Source organism: Altererythrobacter sp. H2 (genome assembly GCF_035319885.1).
GTDB lineage: Bacteria > Pseudomonadota > Alphaproteobacteria > Sphingomonadales > Sphingomonadaceae > 34-65-8.
This window is the reverse complement of record NZ_CP141285.1, coordinates 1,340,042-1,363,835: the sequence shown is the minus strand read 5'-3', so window position 1 is coordinate 1,363,835 and position 23,794 is coordinate 1,340,042. Positions and strand designations below refer to the sequence as shown.

The window sequence follows — 23,794 nt, the reverse complement described above, 5'->3', positions numbered from 1 at the left end:
CTTAGCGCCACCCTGCGGCGCTGTCAGCAACCGATGGCGGGGTCAGGCGCTGCGGCTTCCATGATGCGACAGGTCCACTTGCATGAATGCCGGGCGTGATGAGGCGCTGCTGTCGCTCGCGCTTTGCACCAGGGGGTAGTAACCCGGCGGCAAGGCTGCGAGCGGCATTCCCGCTGCAGCCAGCGAATAAGGGGAAACACGGTGACGGGTGCAAAGCCCGTCCGCGCCATCGCTGACGAGCGGGGTTTCGAACTCAAGCCCCTGAACATGCCCTTCGGACCGGCGAACCGTGGCCACTGCGAGTTGCCCTTCGCCAAAGTCAACGACAAGTGGAGTGCCGAGCGGAACATTGAGCAGCCCCTCGATCCGCGCGCCGGTTCGGGAAAGGTTGCGCATCACCGCATCATAACGGTGATCCTCGTGGATCACCCCCACCTTGCGATAGGTGCTCCTGCGATCCGCGCGATGATAAGCTGGCCCGACCGCGTCGTATAGCATTTCACCCCGCGCGAGCCGTTCGAGCACGTTTTCATGCGCGGTCGGCTGGCTGTAGATATAGCCTTGGACATGGCTGGTGCCGAGCCCCGTTACCAGTTCGAGCTCGTCCATGGCCTCGACCCCTTCGGACACCGTTTCCATGTTGAGCGCTTCGGCCAGGCTGACAATCGCCTTGATGATCGCGGGGTTGTTGTTGCCCTTCTCCGCTGCCCCGCGCACGAAGCTGCGGTCGATCTTGATCTTGTCGAACGGGGCATGGCGCAGGTAGCTGAGCGACGAATAGCCGGTACCGAAATCGTCCAGCGCCAGGCGCACACCAATTTTCTTGAGGCGCAGGAACGTGTCCTGGACCGATTGCTGGTCCCCCATGAAGACGGACTCGGTCAGCTCGATTTCCAGCCGCGCAGGATCCAGTCCGGTCGCAGCAAGCGCGCGTTGCACCATCGCCGGGACATCACTGGTGGTAAACTGGATGGCCGAAACGTTGACCGCGACCCGCAAATCGCCGGGCCATTCACTGGCGCAGCTGCACGCCTTGCGCATGGCCCATTCGCCCAGATCGTTGATGATCGAGGTTTCCTCGGCAATCGGGATGAACAGATCGGGCCGGATGCGTCCCCGATCGGGGTGATGCCAGTCCAGCAAGGCTTCGAAACAGGTCACCAGCCCGTCCGAGGCCCGCACGATCGGCTGGAAGCGGAGGCTCATCTCGTCACGATGGAGCGCGTCGCGCAAGTCTTCCTCGATCTGCTTGCGCAGGCGTGCACCATCCTTGAGTTCCGCCGAATAGAACCGGAACTGGCCACGTCCGCCGCCTTTGGCAGCATAGAGTGCAAGGTCGGCGCTGCTGACCAGATCGTCGGTCTCGAGGCCGTCGTAGGGCGCGATGGCAATACCCACCGACGCGCCGATGATGGCCCGGCTTCCTTCGACCGAATAGGGCTGCGAAACCATCTGGATCAGCCGGCCCGCCAGTTCGCCCAGCTGGCCCCGATCATCCATGTCAGGCAGGATCACCTGGAACTCGTCACCGCCAAGGCGGCCGATCTCGCCGCGCTTGCCGACGATGGTCTGGAGCCGCTGCGCCACTTGCCGCAGCAATTCATCGCCGGCGGGATGGCCCAGCGTATCGTTGACATGCTTGAACCGGTCGAGATCCATCATCAGCAGCGCGCAGCTGCGCTTGGCCGACCGATAGGCCGTCAGGGTCGCGGTCAGCCGGCTGGTCATCCGGTGGCGGTTCGACAGGCCTGTCAGGGAATCGTACTGCGCCAGCCGCGCCGCATCACGCTGGCGGACGATTTCGGCCGAGATGTCCTTGGCTGAGCCGCGGTAGCCCAGGAACTCGCCCTGCGCGTCAAATTGCGGCTTTCCGGTAATCGACCACCATACCTCGCGATCATCGATCGCCACCCGGACCGGCAGGTCGGCAATGGTGTTGCGGGCGCTGAGCAGGAATCCCAGCGGACGGCGCTTGTCTTCGGCTTCGTCCAGCGGATCGGTGCTGAACAGGGTCGCCACGCCCTTGCCCATCAGCGTGCCATGTTCCACGCCGATCTGGTGAATGGCGTGTTCGGACAGATAGATCAGGCGGCCCAGCCCATCGGTGGCCCAGAACCAGCCAATGCCTGATTCTTCGAAGCTGTCGAGCAGCGCCAGCCGCCGTTCGGCATCGCGCTTGTCGATCGGCCGCAGCCCCTTCTGTTCATCGGACGCGCCAAAGCCGTCGGCTGGTTGGCCGCCCTTGCGTGAGAAGAGGCCCTTGATGGCCATTGCCTGCTGTCCTCGCTAGACTGTTCCCAAGTGTTTGCGACCTTCGGGCTTTCGTTCAGGACGGTGCTATCAGGCACTGGTTAATGCAGCGCTAAACAGCCGGGCAGGCCGCGCTAGCCGGTTCTCGACAACAAGCCCTTCTTTTCCCAGGCGAGCAGAGAAATGGTGCCGTCTTCCTCGACATCGAGTGGCCGGGCAAACTCCACGCCCATCCGGTCCTCCTCGCTCCACCGGCTGGTGGCGACGATGGTGAAGGCTTCGGTAATGGCGATATTGAACTGGGTTCCCACCGGCACGTTCCAGAGCCCTTCGACCATGGCCCCGCTCATCGACATGTTGCGGATCGTGCCCTGATAATAGTGCCCGCCGTGTTCCAGCACGACCTTGCGCAGCATGGTGAACCGCTTTGCCCGGGCAGAGCGCGGTCCGCTGGCGACAATCGCCAGCCCCTGTTGCAGCCGCGCCGTTGCGTCGGCACTGCTCATCGGCTTCGCATAGACGTATCCCTGAATGTGACTGCAGCCATAGCGCCGCACCAGTTCCAGTTCGTCCAGGGTCTCCACCCCTTCAGCGGTGGTGTCCATGCCAAGCGACTGGGCCAAGCCAGTGATCGAGGCAATGATCGCACCGTTGCGGCTGCCTGGCTGGGTCGCCCCGCGCACGAAGCTCTGGTCGATCTTGATCTTGTCGAACGGTGCCCGCTTTAGATAGCCCAGCGAAGAGTAGCCGGTACCGAAGTCATCAAGCGCCAGCCGCACGCCGATGCGCTTCAAGGCGGCGAACATGGCATCCGTGCCATGGTCATCGCTCAGGAACACACTCTCGGTAATCTCGAGCTCGAGCCGGGCCGGGTCGATCCGCGCCTGGGCGATGGCATTGGTCACAACCGTCGCAAACTGCGGATTGCCGAACTGCAAGGTTGAAACGTTCACGGCACAGCGGATGGATTCCGGCCAGCGCGCCAGATCGTGGCAGGCAGTACGGAGCGCCCATTCGCCAATCGCCGAAATCAGGCCTGCGTCCTCTGCGACGGGGATGAACCGGTCAGGCGACATCCAACCCTGGACCTGATGGTTCCAGCGCAGCAGGGCTTCAAAGCCGCTAATCTGCTCCGAGGCGACATCGACGACCGGCTGATAATGCAGCTCCAACCCGCCATTCGCGATGGCATCGCGCAGGTCCTGTTCCAGCTGGTTGCGTTCCTCCGCCTTGGAATGGAGGTCTTCGGAGAAGAAGTGGTAGCGCCCGCGGCCGCCGTCTTTTGCCGCATAGAGCGCAAGGTCGGCATTGCGAATGATGGTTTCGCTGTTCATCCCGTTGTCGGGCGAGACCGCGATGCCGACGGACGCCCCGATAACCACGCGCTGGCCCTCGATCGAATAGGGCTGGGACAGCGACCGGATGATTTCGTGGGCCAGTTCGCCAAGCCGCTCCAGAGGCGTGCGGCCGGGAATGATAACCTTGAACTCGTCCCCCCCGAGGCGGCCACACTGGCCCATCTTGCCGACTGTCCGCTGGAGGCGATGGGCCACCTGCTTGAGCAGGGCATCGCCAGCGGGATGGCCGAGCGTATCGTTGACATTCTTGAACCGGTCGAGATCGAGCAGCATGATGGCGCACTCGCGATCTCGCTCGTGCGGGCTGGCGAGGATCTTTTCCAGCATCTGCGACATGTTGTGCCGGTTGGCGAGCCCGGTGAGAGAATCGAACTGGGCCAGCCTGGTGGCGTTTTCCTGGCTGCGCTTCTTTTCGGTCAGATCGGTGCCCGAACCGCGAAAGCCGCAGAAATTGCGGAAGCCGTCATAGACCGGACGCCCGTTGACGGACCACCAGCGTTCTTCGCCGCGAACCGCTGCTCGCACGGCCAGATCCTGGAACGAAGATCGGGCGGAGAGATGAAAGGTCAGCGTCCGCTCGCCTTCCGCGCTGTTATCGGCCAGATCGAACAGCTGGATCAGAGGCCGGCCAATAAGGTCCTTCTTGCTTCTGCCCAGCGTCCGGGCAACCGAGGTCGAGAGGTAGGTCAACTGGCCGCGCCGGTCGGTTTCCCAGAACCAACCCTGCCCGGTTTCCTCGTAATCCGCGAGGATGCTCTGGGCGCGGTCGCGCACACGCGCCTTGGCTTCCTCTTCCATCTCGTTGCGGCGGTCGAGTTGCGACTGATAGCGCGCGATAGCGGCTGACACGGCCGTTGCCAGTGCCAGGCCGGCAAAAGCAAAGATGCTGCCGTCAAGGATCACGATGGGCAACCAGCAGGCCAGCTTGGCGGCGAATTGCAGTGGGGTGCGCCCGCTCAGCACCGTGGCGAAGACGGCGTTGATCGTCACCATCACGGCCACCGCTAGCCGCACATCGAGTTCGCCAAAAAACAGCCAGAGGCCGATACCGGTTCCGGCCAGCAAGCCGGTGGCCGCGACGATCGCGGATCCCAAGGCAAAAGCCATGTGCTGATCGCGCTCGTCAGCCTTCTCCCAGGCAACGAAATAGCGGCTGCAATAGGCGATCAGGGTTGCCAGGACGCCGGCGCCTGCACCCAGGATTGGCGGGAGGCAGAAGCAGACCAGAGCTGCAATGGCGAAGGCCCCGGCCACAGCCGGTGCCATCCACGGAAACGTATCCGGCAGCACAGGCGGGCGGCGCAGCGTACTGCTGGCCGCCCGGGCGTATTCCCCGCTGAGCGGGGAACGCGCCTCCTGCACAGACCTGCGCTGGGCGGAGCGGCGGTCCTGCAGTTCTCCTGATTCCGGATGGTTCTGCGCTTCTGGGATTGGGGGCACAGAGCGGAGCTTCCCCTCCGGCGCGCCCTCGCGTGCCGGGGGTGCAGCGGCATCACCGACAGACCTTGCTGCCGGGACCGAATTGGGGTGCGCCCCGCCCATGCCGCCCCTTATGGAAAAAAGCGGTTTGGAATCGGTTAATTGCGCGCATGGTTTTCTCCCTCGGACACCGTTTTGACGATGCTTGCCAAGGTGCCGTGCGGTGTGCATGAACGTGACCCAGGGAGAGAAGCATGGCGAACGGCAAGACGCTTGAAAACGAGGCGGCCCAATCCACCATGGCCTTGGGGCCACTGGTCGGCCTAGCAAGGGAGGATTTCGTCGGGGCCATCGCCTTGCTCCTGCGGGAAAGCGCCTCCGATCCGCAGCGCACCATGAAGCATGCGCAGGATATCGGGCAGGACATGATCCGGATCATGACCGGAAAATCCGATCTGGCCCCCGATCCCAAGGACAAGCGGTTCCGCGATCCGGCCTGGCAGTACAATCCCTTCTTCCGCGCCGGGGCGCAGTATTATCTCGCCGTGCAGAAAGGGATGCGCAACTGGCTGGATGAGCTTCAGCTCGACGAGCTGGAGCGTGACCGCGCCAATTTCATCAGCACCATCATCATCGATTCCCTTTCGCCCACCAACACCCTGATGGGTAACCCGACTGCGCAGAAGCGGGTGATCGACAGCGGCGGGCTCAGCCTGGTGAAGGGGCTCAAGAACGCCTACAACGACATGGTCTACAACAAGGGGATGGTCTCCCAGGTGGACAAGCGCCCGTTCAAACTGGGCGAAAACGTTGCCACCTCGAAAGGCTCGGTTGTCCTGCGCACCGAAATGATGGAACTGATCCATTACGCGCCCACTACGGACGAGGTTTACGAGATCCCGCAGCTGACTATCCCGCCCCAGATCAACAAGATGTATATCAACGACTTGTCTCCGGAAAAGTCGGTGGTGAAGTACCAGGTCGACAATGGCATCCAGACCTTCGTGATTTCCTGGCGCAATCCGTCCAGGGAACAGGGCCACTGGGGCATGGACGACTATGTCCGCTCCTGCCGCGAAGCGATGGATGCGGTCAGCGCCATTACCGGGTCGGACCGGATCAATGTATCGGCCGGTTGTTCCGGCGGGCAGACCGCCGCGGTGGTCGCCAGCAAACTGGCTGCCGACGGGGCGGAAACGCTCAACGCACTCACCCTGATGGTCTGCGTGCTCCACCCCAAGCAGAACGATATCGAAGCCGGATCTCTGGTGACCGAGAACGGGATGCAGCTGGCCCGCCAGCGCGCCGCGAAGAAGGGTGTGATCAAGGGCGATGACCTGGCCCGCGGGTTCGCCTGGCTGCGGCCCAACGATCTGATCTGGAACTACGTCATCAACAATTACCTGCTGGGTGAAGATCCTCCGGCGTTCGACGTCCTGTTCTGGAACGCCGATGCGACCAATCTTTCGGCCAGCCTGATGGGCGATTTCCTCACCCTGTTCGAAACGCTCGCCTTCACCAAGAAGGGCGAAGTGGAGATGGCCGGCCACAAGGTCGATCTGTCAAAGGTCGATGCGCCACTGTTCATCCTGGGCGGGGTGACCGATCACATCACCCCGTGGAAGGCGACCTATCGCTCCACCCGCCTGTTCGGGGGCGGGGATGTGACCTACGTCCTGTCCCACTCCGGCCATATGCAGGCGATCCTCAATCCGCCGGGCAATCCCAAAGCCAGATACTACGTCCAGAAGGGCGACGGCGCGCTTCCCGAAACCGCTGACGAGTGGATCAAGGGTGCCGAGGAAGTGGCCGGCAGCTGGTGGCCGTACTGGATGGCATGGGTTCAGAAGAATTCCGGCAAGCAGAAAAAAGCGCCCAAGGCGGTCGGCAACAAGAAGTACCCGGCACAGGAACCGGCACCGGGCCTCTATGTTGTCGAGGAACGCTAGACAGATCCGGGCCTGCGGGCCCGCCACAAGGAATTGCATTTGACCCACGCCATGGAAACCGCCGAAGTGTCGATGGAAACAGTCGGCGGGCGCACCCTGCGTGTTGCCCGCTGGCGGCTCGACATGGAAAGCGAACACCTGCCCGTCCTGTTCTTCAACGGGATCGGGGCCAACATCGAAGCGGTCGCGCCGCTGGCCGACGCACTCGACGACCGCGGCTTCATCATGTTCGACATGCCCGGCGTCGGGGAATCGCCCGAACCGCTCATCCCCTACAACACCGTGACCATGGCCTGGACCACCACCCTGCTGCTTGACCGGTTCGGGCTGGACAAGGTCGATGTGATGGGCGTGAGCTGGGGCGGCGCCATGGCGCAGCACTTTGCCCTGCAGCACCCCAAGCGCACGCGGCGGCTGGTCCTGGCGGCCACCAGCGCGGGCATGATCATGGTCCCCGGCAACCCGGCGGCGCTGACGAAGATGGCTGACCCGCGGCGCTACGTCGATGCGGCCTTCATGGCCAAGCATTTCGAGACGCTCTACGGCGGCGCGCTCGGCAGTTCGCCCGGCAAGTCCGACCATATCGGGCGGCTGAAAGCGCCCACCCCGCGCGGCTATTTCTACCAGCTGCTCGCCATGATCGGCTGGACCAGCGCCCCGGCCCTGCCGTTCATGAAGAAGCATACCCTGATCCTGATGGGCGATGACGACCAGATCGTCCCGCTCACCAACGGCCGCATCCTCAACGCGCTGATCCCGAACAGCGAACTGGAGGTGATGGAAGGCGGCGGACACCTGTTCCTGCTCAGCCACCGCGAGCAGAGCATTTCGGCCATCCGGCGCTTCCTCGATACCGAAGACGAGGCGGAGATTTCCAAAGCCGCCTAGTCCGGAAAAAAGAGCAGGAAGAAAGGCCCCGCCCATGCGCCACATTGCCATTATCGGTTCGGGTCCGGCGGGCTATTACACCGCCGAAGCCGCACAGAAGCGATGGGGCAACGGGGTGCGGATCGACGTCTTCGATATGTTGCCGGTGCCCTACGGCCTGATCCGGACGGGCGTTGCCCCCGATCACCAGTCGATCAAGGGGGTTTCCCGTCGGTACGAACAGGTGGCGCTGACTGACAACGTCCGGTTTGCCGGCAACGTCAAGGTAGGCGAGCATGTCTCGGTCAGTGATCTGCAGGCCATGTACGATGCGATCGTCATCGCAACCGGGGCGCCGCATGATCGCAAGCTTGGCCTGCCGGGTGAAGACCTGGCCAATGTCCATGGCAGCGCGGCATTCGTGGGCTGGTACAATGGCCATCCGCAGTTTGCCGGGCTCGATCCCGATCTGTCGGGCCGGCATGCGGTGGTTATCGGGATGGGCAATGTCGCGCTCGATGTTGCGCGCATCCTGTCCAAGACCGAAAGCGAATTCGCCGGGTCGGACATTGTCACCCACGCGCTCGACCTGCTGCGCGCCAGCAAGCTGCGCAAGATCACTATCCTGGGTCGGCGCGGCCCGCACCAGATCATGATGACGCCCAAGGAGCTGGGCGAGCTGATGCACCTCGATCGCGCCAGCCCCCGGGTCGACAAGGCCGACCTGCCGGACGAGGCGGATGATGCCCTGCTCGAGCCGGGTTTGCGCAAGGCGGTCAGCCACCTGCGCAGTTTTGCCGCCATTCCGGAAAGCATCCACGGCGAAAAGGATGTCGAAATCGACATCGACTTCTTCGCCAGCCCGGTCGAATTCGAAGGCGATGGCCGGGTGGAGCGAGTGAAAGTGGAACGCACCACCGTCCAGGCAGGCCGCGCCAGCGGCACAGGCGAGTATTACCACGTTCCTGCCGACCTGGTGGTCAGCTGCATCGGTTATCACTCCGCCCACATTCCCGAAGTCCCGTTCGACGAGCGGGCCGGACGTTTCCCCAATGACGAGGGGCGCATCCTGCCCGGGCTCTACTGCGTCGGCTGGGCGCGGCGCGGGCCGAGCGGCACGATCGGCACCAACCGACCCGATGGTTACGGCGTGATCGAGCGGGTGGCCGAGGATTTCGACAGCGGTGCGCTCGGCACCGGCGGCAAGCAGGGCCGCGCTGCCTTCGACCAGCTCGCCGAAGCGCGCGGGCTTGACGTGGTTACCTTCCGGGACTGGAAGAAGATCGAGCAGGCGGAGGAAGCGGCCGCCCGCGAGGGTGCCCCGCGCGAGAAGTTCGTCGATGTCGAAGCGATGATCCGCGCGAGGGGCTAGCCCCCCAGCCACTCAACCAGCGCAGCGTTGATCTCTTCAGGAATATCCTGCTGAACCCAGTGCGATGCGTGCGGGAAGCGTTGCACCGTCAGGTCCGGCACATACTGCTCCGTTCCGTCCAGCACCTCGATGCTGATGGCGACGTCCTGCTCCCCCCACAGGACCAGCGTCGGCACGTCCACCCGGCCATCGCCGATGGCGCGAATATCCGGCACCTGCAGCAAGGCGCGGTAATAGTTGAGCATCGCAGTCAATGCGCCGGGCCGTGCCGCCGCCGCGCGATAGGGCTCAACCTCCGGCTGTGCAAACCGGGCCTTGTTGACCGCCGAATCCCGGAATATCCGCGCAATCGGCGCCGCTCCGCCGCGCCCCAGCATCCGTTCGGGCAGGCCGGGGATCTGGAAGAAGAAGATATACCAGCTCTTCTTCAATTGCCGCCAGTGCTTCATCTCCCGTCGGCCGCAGAGCGGATGGGGGACATTGAGAATGACCAGAGCCTTGAGCGGGCGCACTTTCCGGATGGCGAAATACCAGGCGACGATCGCACCCCAGTCATGCGCGATCAGGGTCACTTCCTCCGCCCCGCTCGCATCGATCAGCGCGGCGACATCGGCCGCGAGATTATCGAGCCGGTAGGCCTGCTTCCCCTCGGGCCGGTCGGTTCCCCCATAACCGCGCATGTTGGGCGCCCAGACGCGGTAGCCCTGTGCCGCCAGCACCGGCATCTGGTGCCGCCAGCTGTAGTGAAGCTCGGGAAAGCCGTGCAGGCACAGCGCGAGCCGCCTGCCCTCACCCGCCTCGGCGACCTCGAACGTCAGCCCGTTTGCCTCGACCCAGCGGATCGCAATCCCGCTGTCTGGCGCGGGGTTCCAGCTTGCCTGCCTGTCCATCCTGCCAGCTTACCATTGCGGCGGCGGGCGTGCTATGCCAGTTTCAAATCAAAATGGGAGAGAGAGCCATGGCGGCATATGACCTGATTATTCGCGGCGGAACCATTGTCGACGGCACCGGCCAGCCCGGCTTCATCGGGGACGTGGCGGTGAAGGGCGGGCTGATTGCCCAGGTCGGCACGGTCCACGGCGATGCAGACGAGGAAATCGACGCCGCCGGTCTGATCGTCACCCCCGGCTTTGTCGACATCCACACCCATTATGACGGGCAGGCAACCTGGGACCAGGAAATGGCCCCTTCGAGCTGGCACGGGGTCACCACCGTGGTGATGGGCAATTGCGGCGTCGGGTTTGCCCCGGCCCGGCCTGACCGGCACGAATGGCTGATCCAGCTGATGGAAGGGGTGGAGGACATTCCCGGCACCGCCCTGGCCGAAGGGATCACCTGGAACTGGGAGACTTTCCCCGAATACCTCGACGCGCTTGAGGCGCTGCCGCGCACGGTCGATGTCGGCACCCATGTGCCGCACGGCGCGGTGCGGGCCTATGTGCTGGGCGACCGGGAAGAGCCCGGCGCCGTACCGACCGAGGATGACATCGCCCAGATGTCAAAGATCGTGGAGGAAGGCGTTCGCGCTGGTGCGCTCGGGTTCTCGACCTCGCGTACGGTTCTGCACAAGGACATCAATGGCGTGCTGGTGCCCGGCACCACCGCGACCGCCGAGGAACTGGTGGCAATCGGCCGCGCCATGGGCCGCGCCGGGCACGGCGTGTTCGAAATGGCCAGCGACCTCAAGCGCGAGTGGAACGAGTTTGAATGGATGGGCGCGCTGAGCCGCGAGACCGGCCTACCGGTCACCTTCGCGGCGCTCCAGTCAATCGCCAAGGACCTGCCGCTGGAAGAACAGATCGCCACCATGCGGGCGGAAAATGACAACGGGGCCAACATCGTTGCCCAGGTTGCGCTGCGCGGCAACGGGATCGTGATGGCGTGGCAGGGGACGGTCCATCCGTTCGTCTACCGGCCCAGCTGGCAGGCGATCAAGGACCTGTCCTGGGCCGAGCAGAAGGCGAAGCTGTTCGATCCGGCCTTCAAGGCGCAGTTGCTGGCAGAAGCCAACGACTATACCGGCGCCCCGGAAGATATTCTCACCGTGGTCATGGTGATCACGCAAGGCTGGCTGATGCAGTACGAGATGGATCCGGGCTTCGATTACGAACCGGCCGACGACGAGACTGTCCAGGCCCGTGCCACGGCCGCCGGGGTCGATCCGCAGGAATATGCCTATGACCTGCTGTGCCGCGACGAGGGCACCGGCTTCATCTACCTGCCGATCCTCAACTACGCCGACCGCAACCTGGATTTCCTGGTGCCGCTCCAGCACTCAGACGACACGGTCAATTCGCTGAGCGATGGCGGGGCGCACTGCGGCACCATCTGCGACGCGGCCAGCCCCACGTTCATGCTCCAGCACTGGGTGCGAGACCGCAAGCGGGGTGACCGGATCACGCTGGAAAACGCAATCAAGCGCCAGTGCCAGGATACGGCCCGCCTGTATGGGCTGGAGGACCGCGGGGTGATCGCTCCCGGCTATCTGGCCGATCTCAACCTGATCGATCTCAATGCGCTCAAGCTGGGCAAACCGTGGCTGGCGTTCGACCTGCCGGCCGGCGGGCGGCGCCTGTTGCAGAAGGCGGAAGGCTATGTCGCCACGATCAAGAACGGCACGGTCACCTTCCGCAATGGCGAATGGACCGGTGCCACGCCGGGCGGCCTGATCCGCGGCCCGCAGCGGGTCGAGATGCTGGAGGCAGCCGAATGAAGGCGATCCGCACCGGCGCTGCGCCCTCCACCCTCGAAGCGCTCGAATATGTCGATGTGGCGGATGCCCCCGGCCCCGGCCCGGGAGAGATTACGGTAGCGATCAAGGCCAGCTCGCTGAATTACCATGACTATGCCGTGGTGAAGGGCATGATCCCTTCAGCGCAGGGCCGCATCCCGATGTCGGACGGGGCGGGCGAGGTGACGGCAGTCGGCGAGGGGGTGAGCGAGTTCAAGGTGGGGGATGCGGTGGTTTCAACCTTCTTCCCTGACTGGCTCGACGGCACCCCGCCGCAAAGCGCCTTCACTCGCGTTCCGGGCGACGGGATCGACGGCTATGCCCGGCAGGCGGTCACTGCGCCGACGACGTGGTTCACCCGGTCGCCCACAGGCTACAGCCATGCCGAGGCGGCCACCCTCACCTGTGCCGGGCTGACCGCGTGGCGCGCGATGTTCGTCGACAATGCGATCAAGCCGGGTGACACCATTCTGGTGCAGGGTACCGGCGGGGTGTCGGTCTTCGCACTTCAGATGGCCAAGGCTGCCGGGGCCACCGTGATTGCGACCAGTTCTGCGGATGAAAAGCTGGCGCGCATGCGCGAACTCGGCGCCGACCACCTGATCAACTACAAGGAGGTACCCGCCTGGGGGATGAAGGTGCTGGAACTGACCGCTGGCCGGGGTGTCGACTGCGTCATCGAGGTCGGCGGAGCGGGCACGCTCGACCAGTCCATGCTGGCGACCCGGGTGGGCGGCCATGTGGCGCTGATCGGCGTGCTGACGGGCTTTGCCGGCCCGGTGCAGACGGCGCTGCTGATGGCGAAGAACCTGCGGGTGCAGGGCCTCACTGTAGGCAGCCGGGCACAGCAGCTCGACATGATCAGGGGCATCGAGGCGAACGGGATCCGCCCGGTCATCTCGGACCATTTCCCGCTGGAGAACCTCGCCGATGCCTTCCGCCACCAGGAGGCCAACCGCCACTTCGGCAAGATCGTGGTCGATATCTAGGGCCAAGGCCCAAGACCTGCCCTAGGGCTCGATCACGATCCCGGCCGCAGGGTCCACTTCGCCGCGTACCATCGCGGCGAAGTGGTCCCGCGCGGCGGCAAGGCCCTGGTGCCGTTCGATCCGCACGGTGTGGCCCAGATCGTCAAGGAAGGCGTGCCAGCTTTCGGCCACGGCCTGGCCGAACCGCTCCGGCCCCAGTTCCTTGACCGCTGCCACGGCATGGTCGGGGGCGAAGAACAGGGTCGGCGCCGGTCCCGGCAGGTCCGCTGCGCCGCCCTGCCCGCGTGCATCGATATGGGTTGCGCCGACCATGCAGGAATAACCCAGCGCACCGCCATAGTGGCGGTGCACTGCCCCAAGGACCGCCGCATTGCCGGCGAAATCCACCACCACCGCCGGGCCGATCGGGAGCGTGCCAATGGCATCATAGGCAACCACCTGGTCATAGAGCCCGGTCTGCTCGACAAAGGCGACATTGCCGGCCGAAGTCAGCCCGATCCGGCGGACATGGGGCGAGCGGTGTTTGGCCACGCTGGCAAGGCCCATTGCCGTCTTGGAGCTGGCGCTGGTCATCAGCAGCACGTCGGCCCCGAACCAGTTCTCCCGGCGCATGAAACTCTCGATCAGGAATCCGGTCTTGAACAGCGGACCGAAGATCATCCGCTCCCCCTCGTGCGCGGGATCGTGTTCGGGGTCTGCGGCGAGGCGGCTGTACTGGTTGTAGATCGGGCTCATCGGCTGGCGGTGCGGCGCCAGGTCAGCAAAGCCATGCGCGGTTACCTTGCCCGGTAGCACGTCGAGCCGGGTCGCCATGGGCAGGTAGCCATAGACCCGCTCACCGACATGGATATCGGGGTGCCGGCTGTCGATCACGCGCGCATGGCCCCACATCGGGACGATGCCCTTGCCCTCGGTGGCGGGCCCCTTCGGGGGAAAGAAGTTCCAGTAGCCGAACATGTCGCCAATCGCGGCATATGTGACGTTGTTGGCGGTGACCGAGAAACTCTCGACCGCGAGCCGCACCGCCCCGTCAGCGAGCGGGGCTTCATCCGTCTCGACCATCGCGGTTTCAGCGATCTGCGACTTCGTTACATGGACCTGGCTAGGCATCGGCTATCCCCTCTTTTGCAGGGGACGTTAGCCAACCGGACCGGGCGTGGCGAGGGTTAAACCCGCATCGGCATCAGGACATAGAGCGCAGGCGACTTGTCATCCTTGCGGATCAGGGTCGGCGCCCCGGCATCGGCCAGGTGCAGTTCGACCGTATCGCTGTCGATCTGGTTGAGAATGTCCTTCAGGTAGTTCGCATTGAAGCCGATCTCGAACGCTTCGGAGGTGTACTCGGCCGAAACTTCTTCCGCCGCTGTGCCATTGTCGGGCGAGGTGACTGACAGCGTGACCTTGTCCCGCTCCAGCCCCATCTTGACCGCGCGGGTCTTCTCGGTGGCGATGGTCGCGACGCGGTCCACGCCTTCGTAGAAGCTCTTGGGGTCGATCTTGAGCAGCTTGTCGTTACCGGTCGGGATAACCCGGCTGTAATCGGGGAACGTGCCGTCGATCAGCTTGCTGGTCAGCACCAGGCCGCCTTCGCCGCCCAACGTGAAACGGACCTTGCTGGCGGACAGATCGATCTGGACGCTGCCGTCGAGCGATTCTTCGAGCAGCTTGCGCAGTTCGGCCACCGCCTTGCGGGGCACGATCACGTCCGGCATTCCCTCGGCGCCTTCGGGCCGGTCAATGGTATAACGCGCCAGCCGGTGCCCGTCAGTCGCGGCGGCCTTCAGCACCGGGCGATCCTCGTCCGAGACATGCAGGAAGATACCGTTGAGGTAATAGCGCGTTTCCTCGGTGCTGATCGCAAAGCGGGTGCGGTCGATCAGTTCGGCCAGCGTGCGTGCCGGCATTTCGAAGCTGGTCGGCAGGTCGCCCTCGACAATGACCGGGAAGTCATCGCGCGGCAGGGTCGGCAGGCTGAATCGGCTGCGCCCGGCCTTGACCGCCATCCGGTTGTCCGCCGTCTCCAGGCTGACCTGGCTGCCTTCGGGCAGCTTGCGGGCAATGTCGAACAGGAGATGGGCCGACACAGTGATGGCACCGGCGGCATCGACCGAAGCCGCGTTCATCGTCTCGATCACCTGGAGATCGAGATCGGTCGCCATGACCTTGACCGCCCCGCCGGCGCTCGCCTCGATCAGCACATTGGAGAGAATCGGGATCGTGTTGCGCCGCTCCACGACCGACTGGACGTGGCTGAGGCACCGGAGCAGTGTTGCGCGTTCGATTGTGGCCTTCATCGGTCCCTACTCATGTCCCTGTTACAGCCAGCGGCCGGAATCGCCCGCGAGCGCCGGTAAGTGTTCCACGACCTTAACAAGGGCGTTCCACGGGGCAAGCGCGGAGGGCAGGCCAGACCGATTCCTTGGGGATAAGCGCCGCAAAATCAGTCAGGCTGCCGGCAATCAGCCAAGCATGGCCATCCCGCCGTTCACATGCAGCGTCTGGCCGGTGATATAGCCCGCCTCGTTGCTGGCGAGATAGGCCACCGCCGCGCCGATATCGCTGCCCTCGCCCATCCGGCCCATCGGAATACGCGCGTTGAGCGCCTCTTTCTGGGCATCCGGCAGCACCTCGGTCATCGCGGTTCGAATGAAGCCAGGGGCAACACAGTTGACGGTGATGCCGCGGCTGGCGACTTCCTGCGCCAGCGCCTTGCTCATCGCGGTGAGGCCGCCCTTGGCTGCGGCATAGTTGACCTGCCCCGGATTGCCGGTCGCCCCGACCACGCTGGTAATGGTGACGATCCGGCCATGCCGCGCCTTCATCATCGGCTTGGTTGCCGCACGCATGAGGCGGAATGCGGCCTCAAGGTTGATGCGGATCACCTGATCCCATTCCTCGTCCTTCATCCGCATGGCGAGGTTGTCACGCGTGATCCCCGCGTTGTTGACCAGGATATCGAGCTTGCCGAAAGTATCCAGCGTCGCCGGGATCAGCTCCTCCACCTGCGTGGCATTCGACAGGTCGCAGGTGATTTCCACATGGTCGCCGCCGATCTCATCGTTGAGCTGTTCGCGAAAGGCGCGCACCTTGGCCCCGTTGGAGCCGCTGAGCGCCAGTCGCGCACCTTGCTTTGCAAGCGTGATGGCAATGGCGGAACCGATGCCCCCGCTGGCACCGGTCACAAGGGCGGTTTTTCCTTCGAGTGAGAACATTATCCGATTTCCTTCGCCAACGCTTCGAGATCGGCCATGGTCACCACGCTGATCGCTTCGGCTTCCTTGTCGATCCGGCCGATCATCGGGCCGAGGACCTTGCCCCCCAGTTCGACGAACTGCTCAACACCTGCTGCCCGCATGGCCAGAACGGATTCGCGCCAGCGCACCCGGCCGGTCACCTGTTCGACCAGCAGGCGTTGTTCCTCGCGCGGGTCGGTCACGGCAGCGGCAGTGACATTGGCATAGAGCGGCAGGGCGAAGCTGCCCGGAGGAGTCTCGGCCAAAGCCGCCGCCATCGCATCCGCCGCCGGCTGCATCAGGGAGCAATGGAACGGCGCCGAGACCGGCAGCGGCACGCCGCGCTTGATGCCGAAGTCCTTGACCATGGCCACGGCCCGCTCGATCGCAGCGGCATGGCCGGAGAGCACGACCTGGGTCGGGTCATTGTCATTCGCCACCTCGCACACCTGCCCCTCGGCCGCGGCTTCGGCCAGCTTCTGCGCCGCGTCGAGATCGGCCCCGAGCAGCGCGCACATCGCCCCCTGCCCGACCGGCACCGCCGCCTGCATCGCCTGCCCGCGCAACTTGAGCAGTAGGGCCGTATCGGCCAGCGAGAACGCCCCGATCGCGCACAGGGAGGTGTACTCGCCCAAGCTGTGCCCGGCGACGCAATCACCCTTGTCGGCCAGCGACACGCCAAACTCGCGCTCCAGCACCCGCAGCGTGGCAATCGCATTGGCCATGATGGCGGGCTGGGCGTTCTCGGTCAGCGTCAGGGCTGATTCCGGACCGTCGCGCATGATGCCCGACAAGGGCTGCGACAGCGCCTCGTCGACTTCCTCGAACACTTCACGCGCAGCAGCGCTGGCGGCGGCCAGTTCTGCCCCCATGCCGACCTTCTGACTGCCCTGCCCCGGGAAAACGAATGCTCTCATCAGGTAACTCCTCCGTCGCGGCGGACTATGCGCGCAGAGCCTCTGCCGCAAGCCCGAACGGCACGATCTTGTTGCCGGCATCATGGCCGATATCGGCAAAACCGAGATAGGGGATGCCGGTGCGGGCGCACCAGTGGCGGGCGATATCCTCCTCGCTCGCGCCGAACGGCCGGTCGTTCTCCGGCACGTCGCTGATCCGTCCGAGCCTGATCCCGGCAACATTGCCAAGGTGCTGGGTCACATGGAAAAACAGCCGGTCAACCGCGTAGAGATGCTCCGAGACCTCCTCCACCATGACCACGTGGCCGGTCAGGTCGGGCATCAGGTCGGTGCCGCAGAGCATGGCCAGCGTCATCAGGTTGAAGGCGGCGGCGGGCCGGTCATCGATACCCCCCTCAAGCCCGTCGGTACTTCCGCCCAGAAACCCCAGCGCGCGGCGCACCGCTGCCTCGCCCCCCTCCCGCGCGATGCAGGATGCCATCGGGCCGTGGGCCGGCCTGCCGATGCCATGGCGAAAAAGCGCAGCCAGCAGGTAGCCGGTGTCGGAGAAACCCAGATAGGTCTTGTGCTGTGCAGCCGGCCCCAGTGCCACCACTGCATCTGCCGCAACCCGGTTGGAGCCATAGCCGCCCGCCGCAAACCACAGCGCGTCGGCAGATGGATCGTTGGCGCACTCCACCAGCGCCTTCAGCCGCGTGGCATCATCCCCGGCGAAATGGCCGTGGCGGGCGAAACACTGGGGATGAAACCGCAGCTCGAGCCCGCCAATAGACTGCGCCAGATCGAGCACGGCGTCCGCGTGCTCCCGCTCGATCCGCTTGCCCGGAGCGCAGATGGCAATTCGCTTCATCCGGCCAGCTAGCCCGCTTGTGTTGCCGCGCACAACTGCATAGCGATGGTGCAATGAGCGATTTCCCCACTCCTGACGAACTTTTCACCCGCCCGTTCTTTTTCTGCGGCATCGGCGGTTCCGGGATGCTCCCGCTCGCCCAGATCGTGCAGGGGCGTGGGGCATCCGTGGCAGGCTCCGACCGCAGTCGCGACCAGGGCCGCACGCCGGAGAAATTCGCCGCGCTCGAGGCGCAGGGCTTCGCGCTGTTCCCGCAGGATGGCAGCGGGATCGTGTCGAAAGACCAGGTGCTGGTCGCCTCGGCTGCGGTCGAAGACACTGTGCCGGAAATGGTCCGGGCGAAGGAGCTGGGCTGCCTGCGCCTGACCCGGGCGGAGCTCAATTCGATCCTTTTCAACACCAGCGGGGCCGGAATCGCCATTGCCGGGACCAGCGGCAAATCGACCGTCACCGGGATGCTGGGCTGGATCATGCGGGTCGCCGGCCGGGAGCCGACGATCATGAACGGCGCAGTGATGAAGAACTTCGTCACGCCCGAACGCCCGATTGCCAGCGCCGTGGTCGGCTCGCGCAGCATCTATGTCAGCGAAGTGGACGAGAGCGATGGTTCGATCGCGCTCTACCGCCCGGCCGTGGGCGTGCTGCTCAACGTCAGTCTCGATCACAAAAGCATGGACGAACTGCGCGTGCTGTTCGGCGATTACCTCGCCCGCAGCCGGATCGCGGCGATCAATGCGGATGATGCGGAGGCGCTCGCCCTGCTCCCCCGTGCGCAGCAGGTCATCACCTTCGGGATTGATCAGGAAAAAGCGCAGATCGGGATCAAGCCGGGCAGCATGGCGGAAAGCCCGGTGCGCCAGGCGGCTACCGTGATGGACCGGCACGACGGCAGCGAGCACCCGCTGGTGCTGGCCATGCCCGGCCGCCACAACCTCGCCAATGCGCTCGCGGCGATTGCCGGGGCAGCCTGCGCCGGGGTGCCGGTTGCACTAGCGGTGGAAGCACTGGCATCGTTCGCCGGGCTGGCCCGCCGGTTCGACATTGTCGGCACCAGCCCTTCCGGTGTGACCGTGATCGACGATTTCGGCCACAACCCGGAAAAGTGCGCCGCCACCTTGCGCACGCTGAAGGCGCATCCGGGCCGGGTGATCGCCTTTTTCCAGCCCCATGGCTACGGCCCCTTGCGCCAGATGGGCGCGGAGCTGGCGGAAACCTTCGCCCGCGAACTCAGTGCCGACGACGTGACCGTGATGTGCGATCCGGTCTATTTCGGCGGAACGGTGGACCGCAGCGAGGGGACCGGGCGGATTACCGGTCTGATCACGGCCGCGGGCGGCAGGGCCGAACATATCCCCGACCGGGCGGACTGCGGCACGCGGATCGCCGAACTGGCCCGCCCGGGTGACCGGATCGTGGTGATGGGCGCACGTGACGATACGCTCACGACCTTCGCTCGCGACATTCTCCACCGCCTGCCGTGACGGTTTACCGCGCCGCCATGGCCCATGTGCGGCTACTGCTTGGAATCACCGCCTTCGGGGTGATCGCGACGATCTTCTTCGAACGCAGTTTCGGCCACAGCATCCTGCCCTTCGCGATAACCGCCCTGGTGCTGTTCGCAGCAAACCGCCGCCTTGCGCGCTTCGCTTGCCCGCGCTGCGGCAGCAATTTGTTCGTAAGGCGGCGGATCGCCCTGCCCTGGCCCAACCGGACCTGCAGCCAGTGCGGGCTGGACCTGAAGACCGAAGCGGGCTGAGGCCCCCGCGAAAAATGGCAATGGCGGCCCCGCCCGGCCCATCCTATCCCGCCTGATCAAGGAGGATGCCGATGCCCGCCCGCGATTTTTCGCTCGACACCCTGCTGAAAGCGAATGCCGCGATCTATGCGGCGCGCGAGGCCAGCATTGACGGGCATCAACGTCTCACCTGGACAGAGCTGGACCAGCGGACCGGGCGGATGGCGCAATGGCTGCTGGCTCGCGGGATCGGCCCGGGTGACCGGGTGGCCCTGCTGCTGACCGACGGCGCGCCGTTCGTCACCACGCTGCTCGCCTGCGGCCGGATCGGGGCAATTGCGGTTCTGCTCAACTGGCGGCTCGCGCCGGGCGAGATCGGCTGGATCATGGGCAATGCCGAGGTCGCGATGACTTTCGCCAACCCGCGTTTCGCGCCGCTGCTGGCGGAAAGCGAAACCGGCGCGCTGATCATCGTCGATGAGGGGCATGACCCGCAGGGCGCTTTCGAAGCGATCGTCTCGGCCGAGCAGCCCGCCCGACCCATGCCCGCCCTCGACCCGGACCGCCCGCTCTACATGATGTACACCAGCGGCACGACCGGCAAGCCCAAGGGCTGCCTGCAATCGGGCACCGCGGTTGCCACGGCCGCCATCGCGATGGCCTTGCGAAGGAGTTGGGGCAAGGACACCCGCCTGCTCTCGGTTAACCCGCTGTTCCATGTGGTCGGAATGCAGCAGGTTGCCGCCATGCTGGCGTGCGGCGGCGCCATGGTATTCGCCGGGCGCGACGATGACAGCGCCGCGATCCTGGACCTGCTCCACCGCGAGGCCTGCACCACCACCAGCGCCTTTCCCACGATCTGCTTCGCGTGGCAGGCGATGGAGCCAGTGCGGGGCGGCGTGATGCCGCTGGTCGACTACACCGGCGGTGCGGGAATGCGCCCGTCGATTTACGACTTTATCGAGCGCGACTGGGATGCTCGGGTGGTCGGCGGCTACGGCCAGACCGAGATCTGCGGCTTTGCCACCGCGATCGACTACCCCGAGATGCTCGATCACCCGCGCTCGATCGGCTGGCCGATGGCGCATATCGAAATGTGCATCCTCGATCCCGAAGGAAACCGCCTGCAACCGGGCGAGGAAGGCGAGATCGCCCTGCGCAGCCCGGCGGTCATGCTCGGCTACTGGCGCAATCCGGAAGCGACCGAGGCGGCGCTCGGCCATGGCTGGCTGCGCACCGGCGATCTTGGCACGATGGACGAACGCGGATTGGGCTACCTGCTCGGGCGGGCCAAGGAGCTGATCAAGACCGGCGGCGAGAACGTCTATCCGGCGGAGGTCGATGCGGTGTTCGCCGAGATGCCCGAGGTGGCAGACGCCGGCTGCTGCGGCGTTCCCGACAGGCAGTGGGGTGAAGCGGTCAAGGCTTTCGTGGTGCTGAAACCGGGAATGGCGCTGACCCGCGAGGAAATCACCGCCCGCTTCAAGGGCCGGATCGCGGGGTACAAACGCCCGCGCTACATCGAATTCGTCGACACACTGCCGCGCGATCCGATCGGCAAGCTGCAGCGGCGGGAACTGTCGGCGCGGCCAGTGACGCCGGATCAGGCGGCGTAATGCCCCTTCCCTTGATAGAAGGGGAGCGGGATCGGCCAACCCCCGAGTTCCAAGGGCGTCATTGCGGAGCCAAAGCCGCCATCCCCGCCTCCTCGCGCGCAACCGCTCGCTGGAATGCCGGTCGCTGGGTCAGCCGCGCGCGGTAGGCCTTGAGTCTGTCGGGCACGCCATCGTCCAGCCCCACGCTCTCGGCCAGGATAAGCGCGTAGCCGACACAGATGTCCGCCACCGTGAACCGGTCGGCGCACAGGAACTCCTGGCCCACAAGCCGCTGCTCGACCTTCACCAGCCGCTTGTGGAACCATTTGGCGTAGGCGTGGCCTGCCTCCTGCAAGCCCTTGTCTTTCTCGAACAGGCAGAAGCGCATGTAGACGGTCTGCGGGAAGGTGATCGTGGCGTCGGCGTGGTAGGTATAGTCGCAGTATTCGCCGTAGTCGCGCTCGCCCGGCGCCACCGCCAGTGCAGTGTAGCCATCGCGGGTGGCGAGGTAGTGGGCAATGGCGCAGCTCTCGGTCAGCCGGGTCTCGCCGTCCACCAGCAGCGGCACGGTGCCGAGCGGGTTGAGCGCCATGTACTCGGGCGCGAGGTAGCGCGGCGGGAACGGCAGAATGCGCAGGTCGATATCGACGCCCGCTTCCTCGGCGGCCCAGGTGGCGCGAAGCCCGCGCGAACGGGCGCAGGTGTGGAGAACGGGCTTATCCGGCTGGTCGTGCATGGGGCTCAGTGCGCTCCTTCGGCTTCGCCTTCGCCGTGGCCGATCTTCAGCACCTTGTGGATTACGAAAACAATCAGGGCGCCCAGCCCCAGCCCCACCAGGCCGGAGAGAACCGCGTAGGTCAGCCAGCCCAGCACCCCGCCCAGCCCGCCGGTGGCAGCCGCAACCGTCTGTTCGATGCCGTGGGCGATGTCGGACGGGCCGTGGATGCCCAGTTCGTGCAGGCCGTGCAGGATGATGCCGCCCCCGACCCACAGCATGGCCACCGTGCCGACCACCGACAGGATGGTGAGCACTTTCGGCATGGCATAGAGCAGCCCGCGCCCGATGGCCTGCGAGCCGCCATCCCCGCGCCGGGTCAGGTGCAGCCCGACATCGTCCATCTTCACGATCAGCGCCACCGCGCCATAGACCACCACGGTGATGGCAATGCCGACCACCGCCAGCACCGCCCCGCGCGTGACCAGCGTCTCGTCGGCCACTTCCGACAGGGCGATGGCCATGATTTCGGCGGACAGGATCAGGTCGGTGCGGATCGCCCCGCCGATGCGCTGCTTCTCGAACGCGACCGGGTCCTCGATCACATCCTCCAGCGTCTTGCCGTGCTTGGCACCGCCAAGCTTCTCGATCACCTTTTCCGCGCCTTCATAACACAGGTAGGCGCCGCCCAGCATCAGGATCGGGATGATCATCCAGGGCAGGAACTCGCTCAGCAGCAGGGCCGCGGGGAGCAGGATTATCAGCTTGTTCTTGAAGCTCCCCTTGGCGATCTGCCAGATGATCGGCAGTTCGCGGGACGGAGAAAGACCCGTGACATAGGACGGCGTGACCGCAGCGTCATCGATTACCACCCCGGCGGCCTTGGTCCCGGCCTTGCCGGCGGCGATGCTGACATCGTCAATCGAGGCGGCCGCAGCGCGGGCAATAACGGATATGTCGTCGAGCAGGGCGACCAGGCCGGTTGGCATCGAAAGGGGGTTCCCGAGGTGGTTGTTCCAGTAGCACCGCGACGCGTAAGGCGTTCTGCGGTTCCCGCAAGCCCCGTTCGCCTTGCAATCGGGGCAAAATCCTGTATGCGCGCCGCTTCCCTGCCCTTGGCCATGCCTCAGGCAGCGAAATTTCGAAGAAAGCCGGAGGGGCTCCCCGCGATCCGCGCGGGGCATGCCAGCGATCGGCAGGTAGTGAAAGGAACGGGACGCATGGCTCTGTACGAGCATGTTTTTCTCGCGCGTCAGGATCTGAGCCAGGCTCAGGTCGATGCGCTGGCGGCTCAGGCCACCGAAATCATCGAATCGAACAACGGCAAGGTCACCAAGACCGAGACCTGGGGCCTCAAGTCCCTCGCCTACAAGATCGATCGCAACCGCAAGGCGCATTTCGTGCTGCTCAACATCGAAGGCCCGGGTTCCGTGGTCGCCGAGCTTGAGCGCCAGACGCGCATCAACGAAGACGTGATCCGCTACATCACTGTCCGCGTCGACGAGCATGAAGAAGGCCCGTCGGTCATGATGCGCAAGCAGGATCGTGACAAGAAGCGCCGTGACCGCGGAGGAGAGTTCTGATGGCCCGCCCGTTTTTCCGCCGCCGCAAGTCCTGCCCGTTCCAGGCCAAGGATGCGCCCAAGATCGACTACAAGGACGTGCGCCTGCTGCAGGGCTTCATGTCCGAACGTGGCAAGATCGTGCCTAGCCGCATCACCGCCGTCAGCGCCAAGAAGCAACGCGAACTCGCCCAGGCGATCAAGCGTGCCCGCCAGATCGGGCTGCTTCCGTACCTCGTGAAGTAAGGGGAGC

General features: G+C 65.0%; 20 protein-coding genes. 10 read left to right on the top strand and 10 right to left on the bottom strand.

The annotated features are described in order from the left end of the window. Positions 1-42: 42 nt before the first annotated feature. The gene (locus U4960_RS06980) at positions 43-2,271 is read right to left on the bottom strand and encodes an EAL domain-containing protein (RefSeq protein WP_324262847.1); all 2,229 of its coding nucleotides are present in this window, start codon (positions 2,269-2,271) and stop codon (positions 43-45) included. Positions 2,272-2,384: 113 nt separating this feature from the next. Then, the gene (locus U4960_RS06975; protein WP_416379108.1) at positions 2,385-5,048 is read right to left on the bottom strand and encodes an EAL domain-containing protein; all 2,664 of its coding nucleotides are present in this window, start codon (positions 5,046-5,048) and stop codon (positions 2,385-2,387) included. A gap of 233 nt (positions 5,049-5,281) precedes the next feature. Between U4960_RS06975 and U4960_RS06970 the strand changes: the two genes are divergently transcribed. Genes U4960_RS06970 through U4960_RS06960 form a run of 3 tightly spaced genes read left to right on the top strand, consistent with a single transcriptional unit; the run spans position 5,282 to position 9,215 of the window. Next, positions 5,282-6,976 (top strand): PHA/PHB synthase family protein, encoded by a 1,695-nt coding sequence (locus tag U4960_RS06970; protein ID WP_324262845.1) that lies wholly within the window; start codon positions 5,282-5,284, stop codon positions 6,974-6,976. 39 nt (positions 6,977-7,015) lie between these two features. Next, complete coding sequence (locus U4960_RS06965) at positions 7,016-7,864, top strand: alpha/beta fold hydrolase (RefSeq protein ID WP_324262844.1); 849 nt, start codon at positions 7,016-7,018, stop codon at positions 7,862-7,864. A 34-nt stretch (positions 7,865-7,898) separates the two neighbouring features. Continuing rightward, a complete protein-coding gene (locus U4960_RS06960) occupies positions 7,899-9,215 on the top strand; it encodes an FAD-dependent oxidoreductase (RefSeq protein WP_324262843.1) in 1,317 nt (438 codons plus the stop codon). Here the strand turns inward: U4960_RS06960 and U4960_RS06955 are convergent. Further along, on the bottom strand, positions 9,212-10,105 hold the full coding sequence (locus tag U4960_RS06955; RefSeq protein WP_324262842.1) for an alpha/beta fold hydrolase: 894 nt from the start codon (positions 10,103-10,105) through the stop codon (positions 9,212-9,214). The genes U4960_RS06960 and U4960_RS06955 overlap by 4 nt on opposite strands. Before the next feature lie 68 nt (positions 10,106-10,173). Between U4960_RS06955 and U4960_RS06950 the strand changes: the two genes are divergently transcribed. Then, positions 10,174-11,928, top strand: a complete 1,755-nt coding sequence (locus U4960_RS06950; protein WP_324262841.1) for an N-acyl-D-amino-acid deacylase family protein — start codon at positions 10,174-10,176, stop codon at positions 11,926-11,928. Continuing rightward, positions 11,925-12,935 carry a zinc-dependent alcohol dehydrogenase family protein gene (locus U4960_RS06945; protein ID WP_324262840.1) on the top strand — a complete coding sequence of 337 codons (1,011 nt, stop codon included), beginning with the start codon at positions 11,925-11,927 and terminating at the stop codon, positions 12,933-12,935. The genes U4960_RS06950 and U4960_RS06945 overlap by 4 nt, the downstream gene beginning before the upstream one ends. Before the next feature lie 21 nt (positions 12,936-12,956). Here U4960_RS06945 and U4960_RS06940 read toward each other — a convergent pair whose 3' ends face one another. The 5 genes from U4960_RS06940 to U4960_RS06920 form a co-directional block, all read right to left on the bottom strand. Next, positions 12,957-14,045 carry a DUF2855 family protein gene (locus U4960_RS06940; RefSeq protein ID WP_324262839.1) on the bottom strand — a complete coding sequence of 363 codons (1,089 nt, stop codon included), beginning with the start codon at positions 14,043-14,045 and terminating at the stop codon, positions 12,957-12,959. A gap of 56 nt (positions 14,046-14,101) precedes the next feature. Further along, positions 14,102-15,229 carry a DNA polymerase III subunit beta gene (gene dnaN / locus U4960_RS06935; protein WP_324262838.1) on the bottom strand — a complete coding sequence of 376 codons (1,128 nt, stop codon included), beginning with the start codon at positions 15,227-15,229 and terminating at the stop codon, positions 14,102-14,104. A 165-nt stretch (positions 15,230-15,394) separates the two neighbouring features. Next, positions 15,395-16,147, bottom strand: coding sequence for a 3-oxoacyl-ACP reductase FabG (fabG, locus tag U4960_RS06930; protein WP_324262837.1), 753 nt, complete (start codon positions 16,145-16,147; stop codon positions 15,395-15,397). Continuing rightward, positions 16,147-17,085: an ACP S-malonyltransferase gene (gene fabD / locus U4960_RS06925; protein ID WP_324262836.1), complete on the bottom strand. Its 939-nt coding sequence runs from the start codon at positions 17,083-17,085 to the stop codon at positions 16,147-16,149. The genes fabG and fabD overlap by 1 nt, the downstream gene beginning before the upstream one ends. 25 nt (positions 17,086-17,110) lie before the next feature. Next, on the bottom strand, positions 17,111-17,935 hold the full coding sequence (locus U4960_RS06920; RefSeq protein WP_324262835.1) for an LD-carboxypeptidase: 825 nt from the start codon (positions 17,933-17,935) through the stop codon (positions 17,111-17,113). A 53-nt stretch (positions 17,936-17,988) separates the two neighbouring features. Between U4960_RS06920 and U4960_RS06915 the strand changes: the two genes are divergently transcribed. The 3 genes from U4960_RS06915 (at position 17,989) to U4960_RS06905 (ending at position 21,286) form a co-directional block, all read left to right on the top strand. Continuing rightward, positions 17,989-19,416 (top strand): glutamate ligase domain-containing protein, encoded by a 1,428-nt coding sequence (locus U4960_RS06915; RefSeq protein ID WP_324262834.1) that lies wholly within the window; start codon positions 17,989-17,991, stop codon positions 19,414-19,416. After that, positions 19,413-19,691: a hypothetical protein gene (locus U4960_RS06910; protein ID WP_324262833.1), complete on the top strand. Its 279-nt coding sequence runs from the start codon at positions 19,413-19,415 to the stop codon at positions 19,689-19,691. Before U4960_RS06915 ends, U4960_RS06910 begins: the two co-directional genes overlap by 4 nt. Before the next feature lie 71 nt (positions 19,692-19,762). After that, complete coding sequence (locus U4960_RS06905) at positions 19,763-21,286, top strand: class I adenylate-forming enzyme family protein (RefSeq protein WP_324262832.1); 1,524 nt, start codon at positions 19,763-19,765, stop codon at positions 21,284-21,286. Between the two features lie 58 nt (positions 21,287-21,344). Here U4960_RS06905 and U4960_RS06900 read toward each other — a convergent pair whose 3' ends face one another. Both U4960_RS06900 and U4960_RS06895 read right to left on the bottom strand, forming a co-directional pair. Next, positions 21,345-22,001 carry a glutathione S-transferase family protein gene (locus U4960_RS06900; protein WP_324262831.1) on the bottom strand — a complete coding sequence of 219 codons (657 nt, stop codon included), beginning with the start codon at positions 21,999-22,001 and terminating at the stop codon, positions 21,345-21,347. A gap of 5 nt (positions 22,002-22,006) precedes the next feature. Then, on the bottom strand, positions 22,007-22,969 hold the full coding sequence (locus U4960_RS06895) for a DUF808 domain-containing protein (RefSeq protein ID WP_324262830.1): 963 nt from the start codon (positions 22,967-22,969) through the stop codon (positions 22,007-22,009). A gap of 231 nt (positions 22,970-23,200) precedes the next feature. On the opposite strand from U4960_RS06895, the gene rpsF reads away from it, so the two are divergent. Together rpsF and rpsR are read left to right on the top strand one after the other, a co-directional pair. Then, the gene (gene rpsF / locus U4960_RS06890) at positions 23,201-23,563 is read left to right on the top strand and encodes a 30S ribosomal protein S6 (protein WP_324262829.1); all 363 of its coding nucleotides are present in this window, start codon (positions 23,201-23,203) and stop codon (positions 23,561-23,563) included. Continuing rightward, a complete protein-coding gene (gene rpsR, locus U4960_RS06885; protein WP_324262828.1) occupies positions 23,563-23,787 on the top strand; it encodes a 30S ribosomal protein S18 in 225 nt (74 codons plus the stop codon). The genes rpsF and rpsR overlap by 1 nt, the downstream gene beginning before the upstream one ends. The last annotated feature ends 7 nt before the right edge of the window (positions 23,788-23,794 follow it).